Source organism: Allochromatium vinosum DSM 180 (assembly GCF_000025485.1).
GTDB classification, from domain to species: domain Bacteria; phylum Pseudomonadota; class Gammaproteobacteria; order Chromatiales; family Chromatiaceae; genus Thermochromatium; species Thermochromatium vinosum.
The window spans coordinates 2,027,501-2,047,204 of sequence record NC_013851.1; the positions used below are offsets into that span (position 1 = coordinate 2,027,501).

Annotated in this window: 20 protein-coding genes (1 of these 20 running past the window's edge); 3 read left to right on the forward strand and 17 right to left on the reverse strand. The window is 63.0% G+C overall.

Features of this window, described 5'->3' with window-relative positions; genetic code table 11:
- The 10 genes from ALVIN_RS08770 to glyA all read right to left on the reverse strand — a co-directional run.
- A protein-coding gene (locus tag ALVIN_RS08770; protein WP_012970968.1) for a phosphatidylglycerophosphatase A family protein crosses the window boundary here: on the reverse strand, nucleotides 1-459 show its 5' portion. It extends 45 nt beyond the left edge of the window; only the first 459 of its 504 coding nucleotides appear in the window; its start codon is at nucleotides 457-459; its stop codon lies off the left edge, out of view.
- 10 nt (nucleotides 460-469) lie between these two features.
- Entirely contained in the window at nucleotides 470-1,441 is a 972-nt protein-coding gene (thiL, locus tag ALVIN_RS08775) for a thiamine-phosphate kinase (protein WP_012970969.1), read from the reverse strand.
- Nucleotides 1,442-1,451: 10 nt separating this feature from the next.
- Nucleotides 1,452-1,967, reverse strand: coding sequence for a transcription antitermination factor NusB (nusB, locus tag ALVIN_RS08780; RefSeq protein WP_012970970.1), 516 nt, complete (start codon nucleotides 1,965-1,967; stop codon nucleotides 1,452-1,454).
- Between the two features lies 1 nt (nucleotide 1,968).
- Nucleotides 1,969-2,439, reverse strand: coding sequence for a 6,7-dimethyl-8-ribityllumazine synthase (gene ribH / locus ALVIN_RS08785; protein ID WP_012970971.1), 471 nt, complete (start codon nucleotides 2,437-2,439; stop codon nucleotides 1,969-1,971).
- A 30-nt stretch (nucleotides 2,440-2,469) separates the two neighbouring features.
- On the reverse strand, nucleotides 2,470-3,600 hold the full coding sequence (gene ribBA / locus ALVIN_RS08790) for a bifunctional 3,4-dihydroxy-2-butanone-4-phosphate synthase/GTP cyclohydrolase II (RefSeq protein ID WP_012970972.1): 1,131 nt from the start codon (nucleotides 3,598-3,600) through the stop codon (nucleotides 2,470-2,472).
- 46 nt (nucleotides 3,601-3,646) lie between these two features.
- Complete coding sequence (locus ALVIN_RS08795) at nucleotides 3,647-4,306, reverse strand: riboflavin synthase (protein WP_012970973.1); 660 nt, start codon at nucleotides 4,304-4,306, stop codon at nucleotides 3,647-3,649.
- A 36-nt stretch (nucleotides 4,307-4,342) separates the two neighbouring features.
- Nucleotides 4,343-4,735, reverse strand: a complete 393-nt coding sequence (locus ALVIN_RS08800) for a response regulator (RefSeq protein WP_223295194.1) — start codon at nucleotides 4,733-4,735, stop codon at nucleotides 4,343-4,345.
- Nucleotides 4,736-4,834: 99 nt separating this feature from the next.
- Nucleotides 4,835-5,929 (reverse strand): bifunctional diaminohydroxyphosphoribosylaminopyrimidine deaminase/5-amino-6-(5-phosphoribosylamino)uracil reductase RibD, encoded by a 1,095-nt coding sequence (gene ribD / locus ALVIN_RS08805; RefSeq protein ID WP_148217483.1) that lies wholly within the window; start codon nucleotides 5,927-5,929, stop codon nucleotides 4,835-4,837.
- A gap of 50 nt (nucleotides 5,930-5,979) precedes the next feature.
- On the reverse strand, nucleotides 5,980-6,492 hold the full coding sequence (gene nrdR / locus ALVIN_RS08810) for a transcriptional regulator NrdR (RefSeq protein ID WP_012970976.1): 513 nt from the start codon (nucleotides 6,490-6,492) through the stop codon (nucleotides 5,980-5,982).
- A gap of 115 nt (nucleotides 6,493-6,607) precedes the next feature.
- Nucleotides 6,608-7,864, reverse strand: a complete 1,257-nt coding sequence (glyA, locus tag ALVIN_RS08815) for a serine hydroxymethyltransferase (RefSeq protein ID WP_012970977.1) — start codon at nucleotides 7,862-7,864, stop codon at nucleotides 6,608-6,610.
- Nucleotides 7,865-7,978: 114 nt separating this feature from the next.
- On the opposite strand from glyA, the gene ALVIN_RS17065 reads away from it, so the two are divergent.
- The 3 genes from ALVIN_RS17065 to ALVIN_RS08830 all read left to right on the forward strand — a co-directional run bounded on the left by ALVIN_RS17065 (nucleotide 7,979) and on the right by ALVIN_RS08830 (nucleotide 10,494).
- Entirely contained in the window at nucleotides 7,979-8,470 is a 492-nt protein-coding gene (locus ALVIN_RS17065; protein ID WP_012970978.1) for a YMGG-like glycine zipper-containing protein, read from the forward strand.
- Between the two features lie 147 nt (nucleotides 8,471-8,617).
- Entirely contained in the window at nucleotides 8,618-9,511 is an 894-nt protein-coding gene (locus ALVIN_RS08825; RefSeq protein WP_012970979.1) for an alpha/beta fold hydrolase, read from the forward strand.
- Between the two features lie 44 nt (nucleotides 9,512-9,555).
- Nucleotides 9,556-10,494: a LysR substrate-binding domain-containing protein gene (locus tag ALVIN_RS08830; RefSeq protein WP_012970980.1), complete on the forward strand. Its 939-nt coding sequence runs from the start codon at nucleotides 9,556-9,558 to the stop codon at nucleotides 10,492-10,494.
- Nucleotides 10,495-10,515: 21 nt separating this feature from the next.
- Here the strand turns inward: ALVIN_RS08830 and ALVIN_RS08835 are convergent, their stop codons facing one another.
- The 7 genes from ALVIN_RS08835 to ALVIN_RS08865 are packed head-to-tail and all read right to left on the reverse strand — an operon-like array spanning nucleotide 10,516 to nucleotide 19,670.
- Nucleotides 10,516-12,402, reverse strand: a complete 1,887-nt coding sequence (locus ALVIN_RS08835; protein ID WP_012970981.1) for an XrtA/PEP-CTERM system amidotransferase — start codon at nucleotides 12,400-12,402, stop codon at nucleotides 10,516-10,518.
- A 23-nt stretch (nucleotides 12,403-12,425) separates the two neighbouring features.
- Complete coding sequence (locus ALVIN_RS08840; RefSeq protein ID WP_012970982.1) at nucleotides 12,426-13,601, reverse strand: TIGR03088 family PEP-CTERM/XrtA system glycosyltransferase; 1,176 nt, start codon at nucleotides 13,599-13,601, stop codon at nucleotides 12,426-12,428.
- A complete protein-coding gene (gene xrtA / locus ALVIN_RS08845; RefSeq protein WP_190275496.1) occupies nucleotides 13,594-15,111 on the reverse strand; it encodes an exosortase A in 1,518 nt (505 codons plus the stop codon). Before xrtA ends, ALVIN_RS08840 begins: the two co-directional genes overlap by 8 nt.
- A gap of 35 nt (nucleotides 15,112-15,146) precedes the next feature.
- Nucleotides 15,147-16,349 (reverse strand): TIGR03087 family PEP-CTERM/XrtA system glycosyltransferase, encoded by a 1,203-nt coding sequence (locus ALVIN_RS08850; RefSeq protein ID WP_012970984.1) that lies wholly within the window; start codon nucleotides 16,347-16,349, stop codon nucleotides 15,147-15,149.
- A gap of 12 nt (nucleotides 16,350-16,361) precedes the next feature.
- The gene (locus ALVIN_RS08855; protein WP_012970985.1) at nucleotides 16,362-17,408 is read right to left on the reverse strand and encodes a FemAB family XrtA/PEP-CTERM system-associated protein; all 1,047 of its coding nucleotides are present in this window, start codon (nucleotides 17,406-17,408) and stop codon (nucleotides 16,362-16,364) included.
- Complete coding sequence (locus ALVIN_RS08860) at nucleotides 17,408-18,259, reverse strand: XrtA system polysaccharide deacetylase (RefSeq protein WP_043796165.1); 852 nt, start codon at nucleotides 18,257-18,259, stop codon at nucleotides 17,408-17,410. The genes ALVIN_RS08855 and ALVIN_RS08860 overlap by 1 nt, the downstream gene beginning before the upstream one ends.
- Before the next feature lie 34 nt (nucleotides 18,260-18,293).
- Complete coding sequence (locus ALVIN_RS08865) at nucleotides 18,294-19,670, reverse strand: TIGR03016 family PEP-CTERM system-associated outer membrane protein (protein WP_223295195.1); 1,377 nt, start codon at nucleotides 19,668-19,670, stop codon at nucleotides 18,294-18,296.
- Nucleotides 19,671-19,704 lie beyond the last annotated feature (34 nt).

Here is a 19,704-nt window from a genome sequence, read left to right on the forward strand (position 1 = left end):
CCCGGCCAGGATGTCATCGAGCATGATGCCGAGTCCGCCTTCGACACGCTCGTCGATGACTCGGATGGGCCAAGGCTTCCAGATGTCGAACAGTCGAAAGGCCAGGAAGCCGGCCAGAATCCAGGCCCAGCCATAAGATTCGGTCAACAATACCGAGGGCACGGCCAGCATAGTAATGAAGAAACCAACGAACTCGTCCCAGACGATGGCCGAGGGATCTTTGGTTCCGAGTTCGCGGGCCGTTCGGTCGCAGGCCCAGATCCCGATGACGGTGAAGACGACAACGAGCCCCAGGTAATAGGGCCAGACGAGCGGACTCATCAGCAGGTAGAACGGAATCGCGGCCAGTGTGCCGAAGGTGCCGGGCGCCTTGGGCGCGAGTCCGGAACCGAAACCGAAGGCAAGCCAGTGGTGGAGTTTGCGACGGTCGAAGCCCGTGGAACGAGAGAGGCTGGACATGTGGCGGCTCCTAGTCAGCACGGTCGTCGGCGACCGGAAAATGATCATAACCCCGCGCCGGCTGTGTCAGACGACCACCATCCGGCCGACGCAAGTCCAGTCCGGCGCTCGCGCGAATCCAGCCGACTCGCGTCAGCGGCAATCCAAGCGCTTCGGCCAGCCGCTCGACGTTCGGAATATGCGCGGGCGGGACGCAGAAACAGAGTTCATAGTCATCGCCGGAGGCAAGCGGCAGCGACCAGTCGTCCGTCGCGGCGACGACATCGGCGACCTGGTGCGCCAGGGGCAGGCGATCCAGTTCCAGTACGGCGCCAACGGCCGAGGCACGGAGGATATGCCCGAGATCGCCCGCCAGACCGTCCGATAGATCGATCATCGCCGAGGCGACGCCGCGTAGCCGTTGGCCGAGTTCGACCCGTGGCTCGGGGCATTCGAGGCGACGCCGCAGTTCGGGCGCGACCGACTCGCCGGCCAGCATCCGGCGCAGTGCCAGACCGGCATCGCCGAGTGTGCCACTGACAAAGACGGCATCACCCGGACGCGCGCCCGAGCGTCGGATCGCCGCACCCGTCGGCACCAGACCATGCACCTGAACCGCCACGCTCAGCGGGCCGCGCGTGGTATCGCCGCCGACCAGACGCATCCCGTGCGCGCTCGCCAATCGCTCGAAGCCGGTCGCAAAGGCGCGAATCCAATCCTCGTCGGCAGCGGGCAGGGTCAACGCCAGGGTCGCCCAGGCCGGTTCGGCGCCCATGGCCGCCAGATCGCTGAGTCCAACGGCCAGTGATTTGTGCCCGATGTGCTCGGGATCACAGTCGGGAAAGAAGTGCACGCCGGCCGAGAGCGTGTCGATGCTCACCGCCAGCGCCTGTCCGGCCGGGATCTCCAGCAGCGCGCAGTCGTCGCCGACGCCGAGCGCGACGTCCGGGCGCTCGGGGCCGAGCGCGGCGAAATAACGGCCGATCAGATCGAATTCGGACACGCCGGCCGGTTCAGAGCTTGCGGTCCATGTCGCCGGCCTTGCGCCGGGCGATCTTGTCGAGCACGCCATTGACGTACTTGTGCCCCTCGTGCGCGCCGAGCAGCTTGGTCAACTCGACGGCCTCGTTGATGGCGACCCGGTCCGGGATGTTGTCCGAGAACAGGATCTCATAGGCGCCGAGCCGCAGGATCGCCAGCTCTACCGGATCGACCTGGCTGATCGGGCGATCGAGGAATCGATCGAGCTGCGCATCGATGGCATCGATATGGGTCGGCACGCCGTTGAGCAGCTCGTCGAGCAGTTCGACGTTGAAGTTGAAACGGTCCTCGGCGGCCAGCTCGTCTTCGTCGCTCACGCCATTGAGCGAAGCGGCGACGGCATCGAGCCATTTGGGATCGTCGAGCAGGTGGCGCTTGATCGCCATGGGATCATCGCCGGTCAGACGCCATTGATAGAGCGCGAGCGCGGCATAACGACGCGATTGACTGCGCGGGCTGATCGGACGCGGGTTTTCGGGCGTGGTCATATCAGTCGATCTGTCTCAGCAGATTCACCATCTCCAGGGCGGACATGGCCGCCTCGGCGCCCTTGTTGCCGGCCTTGGTTCCGGCACGCTCGATGGCCTGCTCGATGCTGTCGACGGTCAGCACCCCGAAGGCGACCGGCAGGCCATGCTTGAGGCTGACCTGAGCCATGCCCTTGACGCACTCGCCGGCCACATAGTCGAAATGCGGCGTGCCGCCGCGGATGACGGCACCGAGCGCGATGATGGCGTCATAGCCGCCCTTGGCCGCGATCCGCTCGATGGCCACCGGCATCTCGAAGGCGCCGGGCACGCGCACGATGGTCAGATCCGACTCGCTCGCGCCATGACGCAATAGCGCATCGATCGCGCCCTTCTCCAGACTCTCGACCACGAAGCTGTTCCAGCGGGACACCACCAGACAGAAGCGGGCCTTGTCGGCGCGCAGGGCGCCCTCGATCGTTGTGATACTCATCGCCTGATTCCTGAAAATCGCTACAAACCTTTACGAAGCGGACCGGCCACCCGTGTATTCGACCACTTCCAGATCGAAACCGGAAATGGCGTGCATCGCCTTGGGCGCGCTCATCACCCGCATCTTGCGTACCCCAAGATCGGCCAGGATCTGGGCGCCGATGCCATAGGTGCGCAGCTCGCCGCGATCCTGGCGCACGGGCACCGGATCGTCGCTGCCGTGGAACTGAAAATCCTTGAGACGGCTCAGCAGGTCGGCTGAATGGTCGCGGTTGCGCAGCACCACGATCACGCCCTCCCCTGCTTCGGCCACCTGACGCATGACGTCGCGCAACGGCCAACCGCAGGCGTTGTGCGTGGTGTCGAACAGATCGCACAGCGTATTCTGCAAGTGCACGCGCACCAGGGTCGGACGCTCGGGACTGATCTCGCCGAGCGTCAGGGCCAGATGGATCTCGCCGTCGATGGTGTCGCGATAGGCGATCAGATCGAAGGTGCCGTGCGCCGTCGGCAGTTCGCACTCACACTCGCGGATCACGGCTGTCTCGTTGCGCATCCGGTAGTGGATGAGATCGGCGATGGTGCCGATCTTGATGCCGTGCGTCTGGGCGAAGACCTCCAGATCGGGCCGGCGCGCCATGGTGCCGTCCTCGTTGAGGATCTCGACGATCGCCGCCGCCGGCGTCAGTCCGGCCAGCCGCACCAGATCACAGCCGGCCTCGGTGTGTCCGGCGCGTACCAGCACGCCGCCCGGCTGGGCCATGAGCGGAAAGATGTGGCCCGGCTGCACCAGGTCACGAGGACCGGCGTCGGGTGCAACGGCCGCACGGATGGTGGTGGCGCGGTCGGCCGCCGAGATGCCGGTGGTCACGCCACGCGCGGCCTCGATGGAGACGGTGAAAGCGGTCGAATGGACGGCCTGATTGTCGCTGACCATGAGCGGCAGGCGCAATTGCTCGCAGCGCTCCTTGGTCAGGGTCAGACAGATGAGGCCGCGCCCGTACTTCGCCATGAAGTTCACGGCCTCGGGCGTGACGTAATCGGCCGCCATGAGCAGGTCGCCCTCGTTCTCGCGGTCTTCGTCATCCATGATGATGACCATCTTGCCCGCACGCAGGTCGTCGATGATCTCCTCGGTCGTGTTCAGGCCTGTACTGCTCATAAGTCTTGGTTCATCGGTTGTTCGGTGTAGGCGAATCAGTGACCCGTCACTTGACGAATCCATGCTCGGCCAGGAATTGGAGCGTCAGACCGGAGGACTGGGGATTGGCCGCCTGCTCGCCGAGCAACAGACGCTCCAGATAACGGGCGATCAGGTCGACCTCCAAATTGACCCGGCTGCCGGGACGATAGTCGCCGATGATCGTCTCCTGGATGGTATGGGGCACGATGTTGAGCTCGAACACCGCGCCCTCGACCCGGTTGACGGTCAGACTGGTGCCGTCGACGCAGATCGACCCCTTGTGGGCGATGTAGCGTGCCAGCTCATCCGGTGCCTGGATTCGGAGCCGCCAGGAGCGCGCGTCCTCGTGACGTTCCAAGAGTGTGCCGACCCCATCGACGTGCCCGCTGACCAGATGTCCGCCGAGCGGCGTCGACAGGGTGAGTGCCTTTTCGAGATTGACCCGCGAGCCGGGCTTGAGCGCACCGAGCGTGGTCAGGGTCAGGGTCTCGCGCGAGACGTCGGCGGCAAAGCCGCACTCGGTCAGCGCCACGGCGGTCAGACAAACGCCATTGACCGCAATGCTGTCGCCCAGGACGACGCCGTCGAGCGACAATTTGCCGGTGTCGATGCTGAGTCGAACGTCACCGCCGCGCGGCTCCAGACGTTGAATCAGACCGACCGATTGGATGATGCCAGTAAACATGAAGACTCTCAGTGCTCGAACATGCCGTGCCCGGCGTTAGGATTCGGGTGCAGCGCCCGGGGTCGACTCGCCCAGCCTAAGGCATTTGTGAATATGCAGCTTGAGCGTCGGCGGCAGAAAGGGTTTGACGACATAGCTCGTGACTCCGGCCTGGATGGCGTCGCTGACCTGCTGTGCACTCTGCTCAGCTGTGACCATGAGCACCGGCAGATCCCGGAGCTTCGGATCGGCACGCACAGTCACCAGGACATCCAATCCGGTCATGCTGGGCATGTTCCAGTCGCAGATCAGCAGATCGACAGGGAAACGAGCCAGATAATCGAGTGCGTTCCGGCCACTGTTCGCCTCGGCGATCTGCTCGATGCCCATCGAGCGCACCACGGCAGCAATGAGCTTACGCATGGCAAGCATATCATCGACGATCAGCACACGAGTCGCGGCACGCTGGCGAAACTGACGCTGAAGCGGATTGGTCGCTTGCTCGGGAGACTTGGGCGGCTTGGCCACGATAAAAAAACGGGTTCGAGGCTATAGATCGGGACGGGCACGAATCCGCAGATCCCGGCCGATAGAGCGCACCTCCAGGATCTCCAGCCCGACACGGTCGAGCATGGTGTCGATACCGGGCAGATCGAACAAGCCCTTGGCCGCCTGCCCCATGAGACAGGGCGCCTGATAGAGCAGAATCTCGTCGACCAGCCCCGCGCGTACCGCCGCTCCCGACAGGGTCGATCCGGCCTCCAGCAGAACTTCGTTGACCTCGCGCCGTGCCAGCTCGGCCATCAGGGCCGCCAGATCCACGCGACCGGCCTGCTCGGGCAACCGGATCAACTCGGCGCCGGCGGCTTCGAGTGCGGCGGCGGCCGTATCACGCGGACCGATGCCGACGATCAGCGTGCGCCCCGGCAGGCCGAGCAAACGCGCCGTCGGCGGCGTGCGCCAATGGCTGTCGACCACGACGCGGCAAGGTTGACGCACCGGGTCGTCTGCCGCCATGCCGGACAGCTCAGCGGCCGTCAGACGCACGTTCAGGCTCGGATCGTCTCCCAGCACCGTCCCCAGCCCCGTGACGATGGCCGAACTGCCGGCGCGCCAGCGCTGCACATCGCGCCGCGCCGCCTCGGAGGTGATCCATTTGCTCTCGCCGGTAGCCAGCGCCGTGCGCCCATCCAGGCTCGCGGCCAGCTTGCAGCGGACATAGGGCCGTCCCTGCTCATAGCGCTTGACGAAGCCGGGATTGAGCGCACGCGCCTCGGACTCCAGGCAACCGACATCGACCGAGATTCCGGCCTGACGCAGTCGCTCGACGCCTCGACCGGCCACACGCGGATTGGGATCGACCATGGCACAGACGACACGCGCCACACCAGCGGCGATCAACGCCTCGGCACAGGGGGGCGTGCGTCCGTGATGCGAGCAGGGTTCCAGGGTCACATAGACCGTGGCGTCACGCGCGCGTTCACCCGCCTGCGCCAGCGCCAGCGGTTCGGCGTGCGGCTCACCGGCACGACGATGCCAACCCTCGCCGACCACCTGCCCATCGCGCACCAGCACGCAACCGACGCGCGGATTGGGGTCTGTGGTGTAGCGTCCGCGTTCAGCCAAGCCTATGGCGCGGGCCATGTGAAGCCGATCGTCTCCGTCACCGGCCGTGGCTGGACGCGACAGCGCCATCAGTCGCCGGACTCCAGGTCGTTGAGCAGATCGAGCTGCTGACGACTGGCCTCGGGTGAGGGCTGACGCTCCAGGCGCTCGATCTCCTCACGGAAGGCCGCCACGTCCTCGAAATGCCGATAGACCGAGGCGAAGCGTACATAGGCGACCGGATCGAGCTGGCGCAGCTCGTCCATGACCAGTTCGCCGATGCGCAGCGCGGGCACCTCGCTCTCGCCGCTCGACATCAACGAGCGCTGGATACGCGCAACAGCCAGATCCATCTGTTCGGTACTGACCGGGCGTTTTTCGAGTGCGCGCATCATGCCGGCGCGCAACTTTTGACCGTCGAAGGGCACCCGACTGCCATCGCGCTTGACGATGCGCGGCAGGTTCAGCTCGACGGTCTCATAGGTCGTGAAACGCTCGCCACACAGCTCGCACTTGCGCCGCCGACGCACCTGATCGCCCTCGCCCGCCAGACGCGAGTCGACGACCTTGGTGTCCTGTGCTCCGCAGAAGGGACAGCGCATGACTCAGCGTCCAGCCGCCAGCGTCCAGCCGCCGGCTGGAACGACAGCATACGAAGGCGGTGTCAACGAACCTGATGTCATACATGCATCCAGCGAAATCGCGGTAGCCGTGGGATCAATGACCGTAGACCGGGAAACGCCGGCAGAGATCCAGCACCTTGGTCTTGATGGCCTCGATGACAGCCGGCTCGCCGCGCGCGTCGATCAGATCGCACATCCAGCCGGCCAGCGCGCGCGCCTCTTCAGTGCCGAAGCCACGGGTGGTGATGGCCGGCGTACCGATGCGGATACCGCTGGTGACGAAGGGTGACTGCGGATCGTTGGGGACGGTGTTCTTGTTGACCGTGATGTTGGCCGCACCCAGCCAGGCGTCGACATCCTTGCCGGTCAGCCCCTGGTGGATGAAGCTGACCAGGAACAGATGGTCGTCGGTGCCGCCGGAGACGACATCGTAGCCGCGCGCGATGAAGACCTCGGCCATGGTGCGGGCGTTGGCGAGCACCTGCTCCTGATAGGTCTTGAAGCTCGGCTCAAGCGCCTCTTTGAAGGCCACCGCCTTGGCGGCGATCACATGCATCAGCGGGCCGCCCTGGGTGCCGGGGAAGACCAGCGAGTTGAGCTTCTTCTCGATCTCGGGGTTGGACTTGGCCAGGATCAGGCCGCCGCGCGGACCGCGTAGGGTCTTGTGGGTCGTAGTGGTGGTGACGTCGGCGATCCGGACCGGACTCGGATAGAGGCCGGCAGCGACCAGACCGGCCACGTGCGCCATATCGACCAGCAGATAGGCGCCCACGCTGTCGGCGATGTCGCGGAAACGCTGCCAGTCGACGACGCGCGAATAGGCCGAGAAGCCAGCGACGATCATGCGCGGCTTGTGCTCATGGGCCAGACGCTCGACTTCGGCGTAATCGATCTCGCCGGTCTCGGGGTTCAAGCCGTATTGCACGGCGTTGTAGATCTTGCCGGAGAAATTGGGCTTGGCGCCGTGAGTCAGATGTCCGCCGTGGGCCAGACTCATGCCGAGCACAGTGTCGCCCGGCTCGCACAGGGCCATGTAGACGGCGGCATTGGCCTGGGAGCCGGAGTGTGGCTGGACGTTGGCATAATCGGCGCCGAAGAGTTGCTTGGCGCGGTCGATGGCCAACTGCTCGGCGACATCGACGTGCTCACAGCCGCCGTAGTAACGCTTGCCCGGATAGCCTTCGGCATACTTGTTGGTCAGCACGCTGCCCTGTGCCTGCATGACACGCGGACTGGTATAGTTCTCGGAGGCGATGAGTTCGACATGCTCTTCCTGTCGACGCTCCTCGTCCTGGATGGTCGCCCAGAGTTCCGGGTCGTAATCGCTGATCTGTTGGGTCTTCTCGAACATGGTCTGTCGCCTCGGGCGCCGAAAAGCAGTGTAGTGTATCGAGTTTTGACGATGGCGTCGCGATTTGCTTGCAAACCAGCGACCGGTTACTTTCAAACGTCTAAGGAGCCTTGCATGGCAAGCACGATCGGATTTGCACGTACCCTGGCCGCGTCCGCGATGGGACTGACCATCCTGGCCGGCTGCTCGGGCATGCAACCCACACCCATGATGCCGACCTACCCGGCCCAGGTCGGCGGCCGAGGTGGCGTTTCGGTGGAGGCCGACAGTCTCTGTCGCCAACAGGCCTATCAAGCCGCCGAAAAGGCCAAGCAGGACAATGTCAACAAAGAAGTCGCCTTCACGGCCATCGGTACCATTGCGGGCGCCGTGATCGGCAATCAGATCCAGGTCCCGAGCCATCGCGGTCCAGGACCAAGAGGACCGGGCGGACCTGGTGGCCCCGGTGGTCCAGGTCGCCCCAGAACCCATGACATGGCCGGCGCCGGTGCGCTGACCGGTGCGGCCACGGGCGCGGCGCTCAGTCAGGGCACACTGCAAAACACTCAGCAAGTCTATGACATCTATTACAACAACTGCGTCGAGCGTTACCGCGCCTATCGCTAGCACGCACTCGCCGCCGGCCTAACGCGCACGGCCGGACTGCGCATGGCGCCAGCCCGTCCATCCGGGGCGCCATGCGTATCTGGCTTTGTCTCCGACAACGTGGCGATCATAAGTCGCCGAACCAACACCAGGAGACGATCCTCCGCCATGGATACCATCGAGTCCTATCAAACCCAACTCGCCGAAGCCGACAGCCAGTTCATCGAGGTCGGCGGCTTCAGGCTTCACTACAAGCGTCTGGGATCTGGGGAGAACCTGATCCTGCTGCTGCACGGCAGCTTTCTGAGCCTCAAATCCTGGTCCGGCGTCATGGCGCCACTGGCCGCGCACGCCACCGTCGTGGCGTTCGATCGCCCTGTATGCGGACTGACGTCGCGTCCATTGCCCAAACGCGGTGACTCGGGTCCGTCCCCCTACAGCGCCGTGGCGCAGAGTGAACTGGTCGCCGATCTGATCGCGGCGCTGGGCTTCGAACGCGCCATCCTGGTTGGCAGCTCGACCGGCGGTACCATCGCACTGCTGACCGCGCTGAACCACCCCGAGCGCGTCCGGGGCCTGATCCTCGTCGATGCCATGGTCTACAGCGGCTATGCCACCAGCGAAGTTCCGGCGCCAGTGCTGGCGATGATGCGCGGGACCAAGCCACTCTTCACCCGGCTCATGGGGTTCCTGATCGATCGGCTCTACGAGAAGGCGATCCGTAAGTTCTGGTATCGTCAGGAGCGTTTGAGCGACGCGACCCTCGCCGAGTTCAAGCGCGACTTCATGCGCGGTCCCTGGGACAAGGCCTTTCTCGAACTCTTTCTCGCTACCCGACGGCTGAATCTGGACGCCCGGCTCGGCGGATTGGACATCCCGACCCTGGTCGTGACCGGCGAGCACGATCGCGCCGTCAAGCCGGATGAGAGTGAACGTTTGGCCCAGGCCATCGCGGGCGCCGAACTGCGGGTCATCGCCGATGCCGGCCATCTGCCCCAGGAGGAACGCCCCGAAGCCTTCCGGGCGGCCATCGAGGATTTCCTGGCGCGCCTCATTCATTGATCGCTGAGGCGCGCGTGCGCCTCGATTTCCGCTATCATGCGCACGTGAACCTACGCGACCTCAAATACATCCTCGCCGTGGCCGAGACGCGCCATTTCGGACGCGCCGCCGAGCGCTGCTTCGTCAGCCAGCCGACCCTGAGTGGTCAGATCAAGAAGCTGGAGGACGAACTCGACGTGATCATCTTCGAGCGCACCAACCGCTCCGTCGAGATCACCCCGGTCGGCGCGGCCATCCTCGCCCATGCGCGTCTGGCGCTCGAACAGGCCGAAGCCATCGAGCAGGTCGCGCGCGCTCATCAGGATCCCATGGCCGGTCCCCTGCGCATCGGAGCCATTCCGACGCTCAGCCCCTATCTGATGCCGCTGATCCTGATGCCGCTCAAGCAGACCTATCCCAAGCTTCGGCTGGTGCTCTCCGAGGAGATCACCGATCTCCTGCTCGGCCGGCTCGCGCGCCATGAGATCGATGCCGCACTCCTGGCCACCGCCGTCGACGAGAACGACTTCGACAGTCTGCCGCTGTTCGAAGAGCCGTTCTGGCTGGCGCACCCGGTCAACCATCCGCTGCAAACCCATCCTGAGATCACCGCCGACGATCTGGAGCAGATCGAATTGCTGCTGCTGGCCGACGGCCACTGTCTGACTCATCAGGTGATGGCGGTCTGCCACCTGAGCGAGCGCTCACATCGCGGTGAGATGGCCGATCTGCGCGCCTCCAGCCTGGAGACATTGGTGCAGTTGGTACGTGCCGGATTCGGCTGCACGCTCATCCCGGCGCTGGCGGTACGCACCGGCGAAACGAGCGACACCGGACTCGTCACCCGCTCGCTCGCCGCCCTGCCCGATGCCTATCGGCGTATTTCGCTGGTCTTCCGCAAGAGTTTTCCACGACGTCAGGCACTGGAAGCCTTCGCCGAGGTGGTGCGTCTCCAACTGCCGGCGACCGTCAGACGCCTGCCCGCCGCCGGCACGATCGGGTAAGCGTTACCTGTCTCGGATGACCTATAGGCGCGCGTTGAACGCGGCGAACATCATCAGACTCCAGATCGCCGGACTGAAGTCCCGCATCCCGGATTGATGCTGATCGACGATCCAGCGTACTTGCCGCTCGTCGAAAAATCCCGAATCCAGCAGCGGTGCGCCGAGCAGAAGCTGGCGCACGCGCTCGCGCAACGGACCCCGGAACCAAGAGGTGAGCGGTACCGCAAAGCCCATCTTGGGCCGGTAGAGCGTCTCGGGGCCGAGATAGGGTTCCAGGGCCTTCTTGAGAATCCACTTACCCTCGCCACCCGCGTACTTGAGATCGGGCGACAACCCCGAGACCCAGTCCAGGAACAGATGGTCGAGAATCGGCACCCGGACCTCCAGCGCATGCGCCATGCTGGCCCGATCGACCTTGGTCAGGATGTCGCCCGGCAGATAGGTCTTCATGTCGAGATACTGCACGCGCGAGAGTGGATGTTCGGGGGCGCGCGCGGCGTGGCGTCTCAGTACCTCGACCGCGCGGTAGCCCTGTAGCTCGCGCTTGAGTCGTGCCGAGAACAGATCGCGCCGCACGCCATCGGTCAGAATGGAGACGCTCTCGAAATAGCCTTCGACCGAGTCGAGCGCCAGGGCTTGCAGGGTCGATTTGGCCCGCAACACCTTCGGCGCCCAATCGGCCTTGGGATAGAGCGCACCCAGCAGACCGAAGACCGGGCCGCGGACAGCTTGCGGCAGACGGCGGCGCACCCGTTCCTCGTGCAGATGCCAGCGATAGCGCCGATAGCCGGCGAAGCTCTCGTCACCGCCATCGCCCGAGAGGCAAACCGTAACCCGTTTACGCGCCAGCTCGCAGACGCGATAGGTCGGCATCGCCGAGCTATCGGCATAGGGTTCGTCATAGATCCCGGCGAGACGCTCGATCAGCTCGAAGTCATCCGGCTCGACCGACTCGACGTGATGATTGGTCGCATAGCGACGCGCGACTTGTTCGGCATAGGCGCTCTCGTTGAAGGCCGGATCGCCGAAGGAGATCGAGCAGGTGTTGACCGGCTGGTCGGACAACCCCGCCATCATGGCCACCACGGCGCTCGAATCGACGCCTCCGGAGAGAAAGGCGCCGAGCGGAACCTCGGCGACCAGACGGATGTTCACGGCTTCGCGCAGACGCTCGATGACTTCGGCCGTTGCTTCGGCTACGTCCTGAACCCCGTTCGGCCGGAACGAGACGTCCCAATATTCGCGCGGCTCGGGCCGTTGGTTCACACCACGCCTGATGGTCAGGGTATGGCCGGGCGGCAGCTTGTGGATGGACTTGAAGATGCTGCGCGGATCGGGCACATAGCCATAGGCGAAGTATTCCTCGACGGCCAGCGGATCGATCTCGCGCGAGAGCGAGGCGTCTTCCAGCAGCGCCTTGATCTCGGAGCCGAACAGGAGCTGACCATCGGGCCGCCAGGCGTAGTGCAGCGGCTTGATGCCGAGTCGGTCACGGGCCAGGAACAGGGTCTCGCGGTTGCGATCCCAGAGCGCGAAGGCGAACATGCCGCGAAACCGCTCGACACAGCCTTCACCCCATTGCTCCCAGGCGTGGACGATGACCTCGGTGTCACAATGGGTCCGAAAGACGTGCCCGGCGGCGGTCAGTTCGTGCGCCAGTGCCTGGAAGTTGTAGATCTCGCCGTTGTAGACCACGACCACCGTCTGGTCTTCGTTGAAGAGCGGCTGCTGTCCCGAGGCCAGATCGATGATCGAGAGCCGCCGATGCGCCAGACCCACGCCCGGCTCGGTATGCTGTCCGCCCTCGTCCGGGCCGCGATGGAAGAGCGACTGGTTCATTCGGGCGAGCAGCGAGGCGTCGACGGCCCGGCGCTCGCGCGTGTCGAAAAGACCTGAGATGCCACACATACGGGTGAATGTCCTATGGCTGCCTATTCATCGAGCAGGTCGGCATAGACCTGCGCATAGCGTTCGACCATCCCGGCGAGACTGAAGTCACGCTCAGTCCGCCGGCGTGCGTTGCGCGCGTGCTCGGCGCGCACAGCGGGATGGCGGGCATAGTGGCGCAGACGCTCGGCGATGGCCGATGGGTCGGCGCGCGGCACCAGATAGCCGGTGACATCGGGTTCGACCAGCTCGCCGTTGCCGCCGACGGCGGTGGCGATGACGGGTAGCCCAGACCCCATGGCTTCCAGGATGGTGTTGGAGATGCCCTCGCCCAGCGAGGGCAGCACGAAGACATCGAAGGCGCGCAGACACTCGGGCACGTCATTGCGCGTACCCGCCATCCAGACGATCGCGTCCAGGCCGGACTCACGAACGAAGGTCGCGATGGCCTCGCGCTGCGAGCCGTCACCGACGATCACGAGCCGAAAGCGCCGGGCGCCATCCGGCTCGCTCGCCACCAGCTCGGCGAAGGCGCGCGCGAGGGTCATCTGATCCTTGACCCGCTCCAGGCGTCCGATGGTGCCGATCACGAGCGGCTCCGGACCGGCGAATCCAGGCGACAGCACGGCGCGACAGGCGCGCTCGGCCGGACAGGGATGAAAACGCTCCAGATCGACTCCGTTGCAAATGGTCGAGATCCGCGCGGGTGATACGCCGATGTCGTCGATCAGATAGGACGCCAGATCGCGCGAGAGCGGGATGTAACGTCGCACCAGCGGCCGGAACGCCCGGCGCAGCCAGCGATATTTGCGACGCGTGTTGTCGAGATCATGCACATCGCGCCCATGCTCGCCATGCACGCGACCGCGCACGCCCGCCAGCCAGGCCGGAAGCTGCGACTCCAGGGCCGAGAGATTGCGCGTATGCACGATCGCCGGGCGCAGACGACGCAACAGCCGCCAGAGTCGGACATAGAGTCCGAGATCCTGTCCCGCGCGCTTGTGCAACGCATAGACCTCGACCGGAACCTGGAGACGCTGCCTGAAGACCGCGTCATAGTCGTCGACACAGAGGATGGCATGGCGAAAACGCGACGGCGGCAGACGGTTGATGAGGTTGACCAGACCGTTCTCCAGTCCGCCGACATCGAGCCGGTAGATGATGTGGGCGATCAGCGCGGGGGGCGCGCTGACCTCTCGCGGGCGGGACGGCTCAATCATCCTGGTTCTCGGTCAAGGCGCGTAGATGGGCTTCGAGGCGCGGCAAGAGCTCATGCGCGAAGCGTTCAAGACGTGCGCGCGCCGGTTCTTCGTCCAGCTCTATGGGCGTGTAGAGCGCGATTCGGGCCTGATTGAGACGCCCGCCACCGAGCAGGGTCAGGGCTTCGTGGAGCTTGGCCAGATGTGGACTGGCGGTCTGATACCCGTTGGTCCAGTACCAGTCCCAGACCAGGAGCGACTGAGTCGTGGACTTCAGTCGCGCCTCCGTCACACGCACCGTCTCACCGCCAAGATCGACGGAGCGGCTGGTCTGCGCGACTGAACGCCAAACCGGATCCTTCTGGACGACCAGGACATGCTCCGAGTTGACCATCTCACCCGAATCCTGACCGTAGAGGGCCAGATAGACGCCAACCGGCTCATCTCCCTGTGCAAAGTCCTGCCGCCACGTCTCCGAGGCGTCCAGAAACTGGGGCGTCCAGGCGCTGAGATCCGTACCCACGGGAGACCAGCCCGCCAGTTCCGAGGCGATCTCAGGTCCAGTCCAGGCCCGATCGACCGCAGAGCGTGCCTCGATCCAGATCCCGAGCAGCGGCCAGACGACGAGCAACAGCAGACCCAGTGTCAGCCCCAGCGTCTCGCGTACAGGAGCGGACGGGGTCGCGCGCATCTCGAAGGCCGGCGGCTCCGCTTCGGTCAAACTCGGACGCTCCGCATCGGACCACAGGTTACCGAATGCGAACAGCAGGAACATCACCAGTCCGAAGAACACCCAGCCATAGATCAGATGATCGACTCCCACAGCCAGACGCATATCGCTCAGATGGCCGATCATCACGATCAGATAGGCGCGCAGCCCATTGGCCAGGATAGGCGTGAGCGCGGCCAGCACGATGAAGAGCAGACGCCGCCACAGGGCGCGATAGTTCAGATAGGCATAGAGCACCCCGAGAAAGACCGAGGCGATGAGATAGCGGATGCCGCTACAGGCGGCGACCACCGACCAGTCGCCGCTCGGGATACTAAAGAAAGTGCCTTCCCAATAGACCGGAATGCCCGTCAGACGCAGCAGGAAGACCGTGAAGGATGCGGTGAAGTCCATCAGGGGCGGAACCAGCCATTCCCCCATGGGCACGGCGAAGAGCAGAAACGCCAGCGGAAAGGCCAGATAACGCACCGCCGCCAGACCGAAGACCAGCCAGACGAGGATCGGAACCATGAGCACGGCGGCCAGTTGCTCGATCACCAGCACATCGACCAATCGCGCCAACAGCCAGACGAATCCGTTACCCGCCAGAATGGGCAGGGCACGCCAGTCGGTTCCATACTGGAGCACGTGCAGTCCATGACGCTTGCGCCAGACCAGAAAGAGCACGATCGGCACGACGAGGAACCCATGGGTGAAAGTCTCGGAGCGCTCCCAAATGGCAACGATGCTCGCAAAACTCGGCCACAGGAACACCGACAGCAGCGTGAACGCTCCAAACCACCACAGCAGCCGTGTTTGCATCCGCATGGTTTCAAAGTCCTCGGCGGTCGTTGAGTTCAGTCACCGTTCAGCACCTCGTCGAGTTGGCGCAAACTGGCCTTCCATACGAAATCACGCTCGATGAGCGCGCGTGCCGCACCTCCCAGACGTGCGCCCTCCTCGCTGGTCAGAATCTCGATCACGCGGCGAGCGAACGCGTTGGGTTCATCGGCTTGCCGGACATTCTGGCCGTCCGTAGCCGGGATGCCTTCCAGCGCCTGAGTGGTGGCCACCACCGGACGCGCCATGGACATGGCCTCCAGCACCTTGTTCTGAATGCCGCGCGCGATGCGCAACGGCACCACCACGACCGAGGCATGCTGCACATAGGGCCGGATGTCGGGCACGCCGCCCGTGACGCGCACGCCCGGCGTTCGCGCCAGCCCCTGGACGCGCGGGGCCGGATTCATGCCGACGATATGGAACTCGACTCCCGGAATGGCATGCCGAATCGCGGGCAGGATGGATTCGACGAACCATTCGACGCCCTCGACGTTGGCCCAGTAATCCATGGCGCCGGTAAAGACGAGATGCGGTCCCGACGTCATGAAGGGCGATGGACGCGCGGGGTCTACCGAGAAATAGGCCGTATCCACACCGTTGCGCAAGACCCTGAGCGAAGACGGTTCCACTCCGGAACTTTGAGCAAACAGCGCCGCTTCCTGTGGCGAAATGAAAAGACTGGTATCGAAGCGTGTCGCTACCGTGCGTTCGAAGGCCAGGAGCCGCCTGGATTCGCGTCGATAGATCCAGGACAGCGGAAAACGCTGGCTGAGGCTGTACTGGCGCCACTTGTCCGAATCCATGTCGACGAAATCGATCACCCGTCGCATGGACGCGAACTCAGGCCCGATGACGAATTGAGCCATGGCCGATGAATAGACCAGCACGCGCCGGATGGCTTGATCGCGCGTGACGTCACGAATCCAGGCCGGCAACGTCGAACCACGGTAATACGGCAGGGTCAACGCCTCGCCGGTCAGCAGTCCGGTCAGGCTTCTCAGCTTGGCTCGCCGAGGCGAGAGGCGGCCGAGCCAGACACTGGCACAATACTCGCGCACGACATCGCGATGCACGAGATCCGCCGGAGAATCGACGAAAGCCCCAAGATGCACGCGGTAGCGCGTACTGAGATAGTCGAGCAGATGGAAGGAGCGAATCTTGTCGCCCTTGTTGGGCGGATAGGGGATGCGATGCGCCAGAAAGAGCAGATCGTCCATGTACGGCTCCCGTCAGCCCAGACTTCTGGAGAGCCAGGGACCGATCAGACGACTGAGCGGCAAGGGAAGACGCTTCCAACCCTCAATGAAGAGTCGATACTTGGGGTTCAGCGGATTGACGTCCGGAACCTGACTGGATCGGACCAGATGATATTCATAGCTCATGGGCTCCGGTTCGAAGCCCCAGTTGCGCTTGAAGTCGAACGAACCCGTGCCGCGCTTGCTGCGACCGAAGTCGAACAGTCGAACACCCTGCTCACAGGCGCGTCGCATGACTTCCCAATACATGAAATCATTGGCCTTCAACGCCCGCGCCTCGAGCGTGCCGCCGCCGTAATAAGGCAACACCTCGTCGCGGAAGAAGAAACTGAGCACGGCCGCAATCGGTGCGCCCTGATGATGCACGGTCAGGAGTTGGCAATCCTCGCCGAATTCCTCTTTAAGGATTCGAAAATAAGTGCGTGAAAACACGGGGGTTCCCAGGTTGCGCACACTTTCGGCATAGAGGCGATGCACGGTTTCGACGTCCGTCTCGATCCGGCTCTCCAAACCGGCCTGTATCCCCTTGCGCACCATCGCCCGCTGCTTGCGCGGGATCGCCAGCAGATTGCGCTCGGGATCCGGGTCGATCGGCTTGCGAAAGGTGACGTAGAGATCCTTGCTCGGCCAGTCCGTATGGCGCGCTGAACGGTAGCGCAGTTCCAGATAGTCGACCTTCAGCGATTCGGCCAAACGGCAGGCCTCGGCGTCGAGCTGCTCGGCGATTTCGTGCGATTCGCTCAGACTCCCGCCATAGACGCAGAAGGGTGTCGAGACCAGCGCGTTCCCAAACAAGCGACTGCGCACATGACCCAACGGCAAGACGCCCAGAATGTCACCTGTCTCCGATTCGGCATAGAGATAGTGGGCTGAATGACCAAAGGCCGCTTCGAGCACCCGCTTCCAACCGGCACGATGAAAAAAGGTGCCTTCGGGCCTGCATTCGACAAAGGCATCCCAGCGGGCCACATCCGCCGGCGTGAGTGTGCGAATTCGAATCGACGACCGTGCCGGCGCCATCACACCGATTCCTGGGAAGCGGGAGCGATCGAAGGCAGCAAAAAGATCCGATCCATGCGATCCCAGTGGAAATCGCTCAGCAACCTCCGCCAGCGCGCTTCCATCCGCGCGAGATTGAGATAGTGACGAAAACGTGTCTTTGCCGACAGCCCCGAAATTCGCGGTTGCTCGGGATCGATCTCCCAGGGGTGAAAATAAAAGATCCCTGAGACTCCTTCGATATGATTCAGTCGCTTGAACGCCCAGCGGGAGACGAGATAGGGATAGAGCCGAAAATATCCACCACCTCCACACGGCAGGCGGCGCGCGCGCACATCAATGGTCGAAATCGGGACTTCGATGAAAGCGTCGTCACCTGGAATCGGATTGAACGCGAATCGCGGCGCCTCGGGTTCTCCGTAGTGGTCATGACGAATCGGATAGACGCTCGAGCTGTAGCGGTGCCCGGTTTCGCGCAAGACTTCATGCGCCCAGGGCGTCGAATCGTCGATCGAATAACTGGCGGCACGATACCCCTGGATCGCGACGCCCGCCACGTCTTCGAGGAGAGACTTCGTGCGATGTGCGTCTTCCAGAAAAGCCTGGCGAGTCTGTCGATTGACGCGAACATGGGCATAACCATGACTCGCCAGTTCGTGACCGCGCCGAACGAGTTCGCGGATCAAATCCGAATGACGCTCGGCGACCCATCCGAGTGTAAAGAACGTCGCGGACACACCATGCTCATCGAGAATATCAAGGATACGACGCAGGTTGCGATCGATACGCGAAGGCCGGGCGCACCAGGTATCACGTGAGACATGCGTTTCGAAGGCGGAGACCTGATAATAGTCCTCCACATCGATGGTCATGGCATTGCGAATCGTCTCCACGTGCCGGTACCCCTTATTGCCAATTGAGACGCAGCCCAAGCGTCACACGATTTTCCGCACTCTCCTCACCATCATCGCGAAAACCATATTTGATGTCGACATAAGCTTGCTCGGACAGGCGGCGTGTCAGTCCGGCATCGAAGCCATAGTCCTGGCGATCGAGATTCGAACTACTGGAAACATCGGAGTCGAGTTCGCGCTGACTCCATTTCAGGCCGAGATTCCCTGACGTGTGAGCGCTCAAGCGTCGCGACCAATAGAGGCGTGCCTGCATGGTTCCCTCGTCCCTGGAGTCGTCATCGTATTCACGCAAAACATAGCCGAGAGAAACGCCGAGCGAACTGCGCCGGGTCTGAAGCGTCCAGGCCGAATCGAATCGGTTGTTGATATAGACAGATGAGTCCGGCGTGGCCGTATCGACCGAAACGTTCAAATCGGTTCCAGTTTCTGGGGTCACAGTCTCACCGAAGGCATCCTCGAATTCGTAGACTTGGGTGCGCAAGCGGTCGCTACGCGCGCTCGATACATCACGCTGAAAGCTGGCCGTCCACACAGAACGCTTGCGGCGGTAATCGATACCCAAACGTGGGGTCCAGCCGAAATAACGATATCCAGAGCCGAGCTCGACCTTAGTGCGATCATTGGGCGTCCAGGAGATCAATCCCTCCCAAATGCTACCGCTCGTCTCATCAGCCGAATCATAGTTGTTGTCCTCATAGCCACCGAAGGCATCGGCCCTCCAGCGATTGTTGATTTGATAGCCAAGGCTTCCGACAATCTTTGAAAAGCGATCCCGTGGACCCTCTTGGTAATCGACATATTCGTTGTTGGCATTCAAAGACCAATGAATATCACCGAGAGCCGGGCCGCTCGACAGATTTAGATTGGCGCGATACCCTAGACTGTCGTCGCCATCTTCACTATAGAAAACGCCGTCATTTTCGAGCCGAAACGTGAGTTCAGCTTGCCGGCCAAAACGATTCTTAAAATAAGGAGCAAAAAGATACGTATAGGTATTTTGCAAATCTTCAGAAGTATTGGTTGCATCCCATCCAGATGGCGCCAACGAATCCTTGATTTCTTGCCGTGCAGTCAAATTGAAATCGAGAAAAAGATGGTCCTGATAAAGCTCGGATTTAGCGTTGGCTTGCAAGCGCTGATTGACCTTGTCTTCCGAGGATGTATTCAGATAATGCAAGGCCTGTAGAGAATAAGCCAGATCCAGATTCAGTCGACGCCCTTTGCCCTGCAATACAAACCCTGGCGTCAGCTCAGTGAAAAAATCGCTCGTTTTGTCCGAGCCGGAAAGGTCGATGTTGTCACTATAGGTTCCTTTTAGGCTCAATTGCCTGGACAATTTCCAGTCAGCTGCGAACACTGACAGCGACATTCCAAAGATCAATGGAAGCCAAAAAAGCTTCGGC

Bases quoted from the DNA above. Each gene is read 5' to 3' on its own strand.
- ALVIN_RS08835 (WP_012970981.1), bottom strand. From the start codon at position 12,402: ATGTGTGGCATCTCAGGTCTTTTCGACACGCGCGAGCGCCGGGCCGTC.
- ribH (WP_012970971.1), bottom strand. From the start codon at position 2,439: ATGAGTATCACAACGATCGAGGGCGCCCTGCGCGCCGACAAGGCCCGC.
- ALVIN_RS08865 (WP_223295195.1), bottom strand. From the start codon at position 19,670: ATGTCGCTGTCAGTGTTCGCAGCTGACTGGAAATTGTCCAGGCAATTG.
- nrdR (WP_012970976.1), bottom strand. From the start codon at position 6,492: ATGCGCTGTCCCTTCTGCGGAGCACAGGACACCAAGGTCGTCGACTCG.
- ALVIN_RS08795 (WP_012970973.1), bottom strand. From the start codon at position 4,306: ATGTTTACTGGCATCATCCAATCGGTCGGTCTGATTCAACGTCTGGAG.
- ALVIN_RS08825 (WP_012970979.1), top strand. From the start codon at position 8,618: ATGGATACCATCGAGTCCTATCAAACCCAACTCGCCGAAGCCGACAGC.
- ALVIN_RS08850 (WP_012970984.1), bottom strand. From the start codon at position 16,349: ATGGACGATCTGCTCTTTCTGGCGCATCGCATCCCCTATCCGCCCAAC.
- nusB (WP_012970970.1), bottom strand. From the start codon at position 1,967: ATGACCACGCCCGAAAACCCGCGTCCGATCAGCCCGCGCAGTCAATCG.
- ribD (WP_148217483.1), bottom strand. From the start codon at position 5,929: ATGGCCCGCGCCATAGGCTTGGCTGAACGCGGACGCTACACCACAGAC.
- ALVIN_RS08855 (WP_012970985.1), bottom strand. From the start codon at position 17,408: ATGGCGCCGGCACGGTCGTCGATTCGAATTCGCACACTCACGCCGGCG.
- ribBA (WP_012970972.1), bottom strand. From the start codon at position 3,600: ATGAGCAGTACAGGCCTGAACACGACCGAGGAGATCATCGACGACCTG.
- ALVIN_RS08860 (WP_043796165.1), bottom strand. From the start codon at position 18,259: ATGACCATCGATGTGGAGGACTATTATCAGGTCTCCGCCTTCGAAACG.
- glyA (WP_012970977.1), bottom strand. From the start codon at position 7,864: ATGTTCGAGAAGACCCAACAGATCAGCGATTACGACCCGGAACTCTGG.
- xrtA (WP_190275496.1), bottom strand. From the start codon at position 15,111: ATGCAAACACGGCTGCTGTGGTGGTTTGGAGCGTTCACGCTGCTGTCG.
- ALVIN_RS17065 (WP_012970978.1), top strand. From the start codon at position 7,979: ATGGCAAGCACGATCGGATTTGCACGTACCCTGGCCGCGTCCGCGATG.
- ALVIN_RS08840 (WP_012970982.1), bottom strand. From the start codon at position 13,601: ATGATTGAGCCGTCCCGCCCGCGAGAGGTCAGCGCGCCCCCCGCGCTG.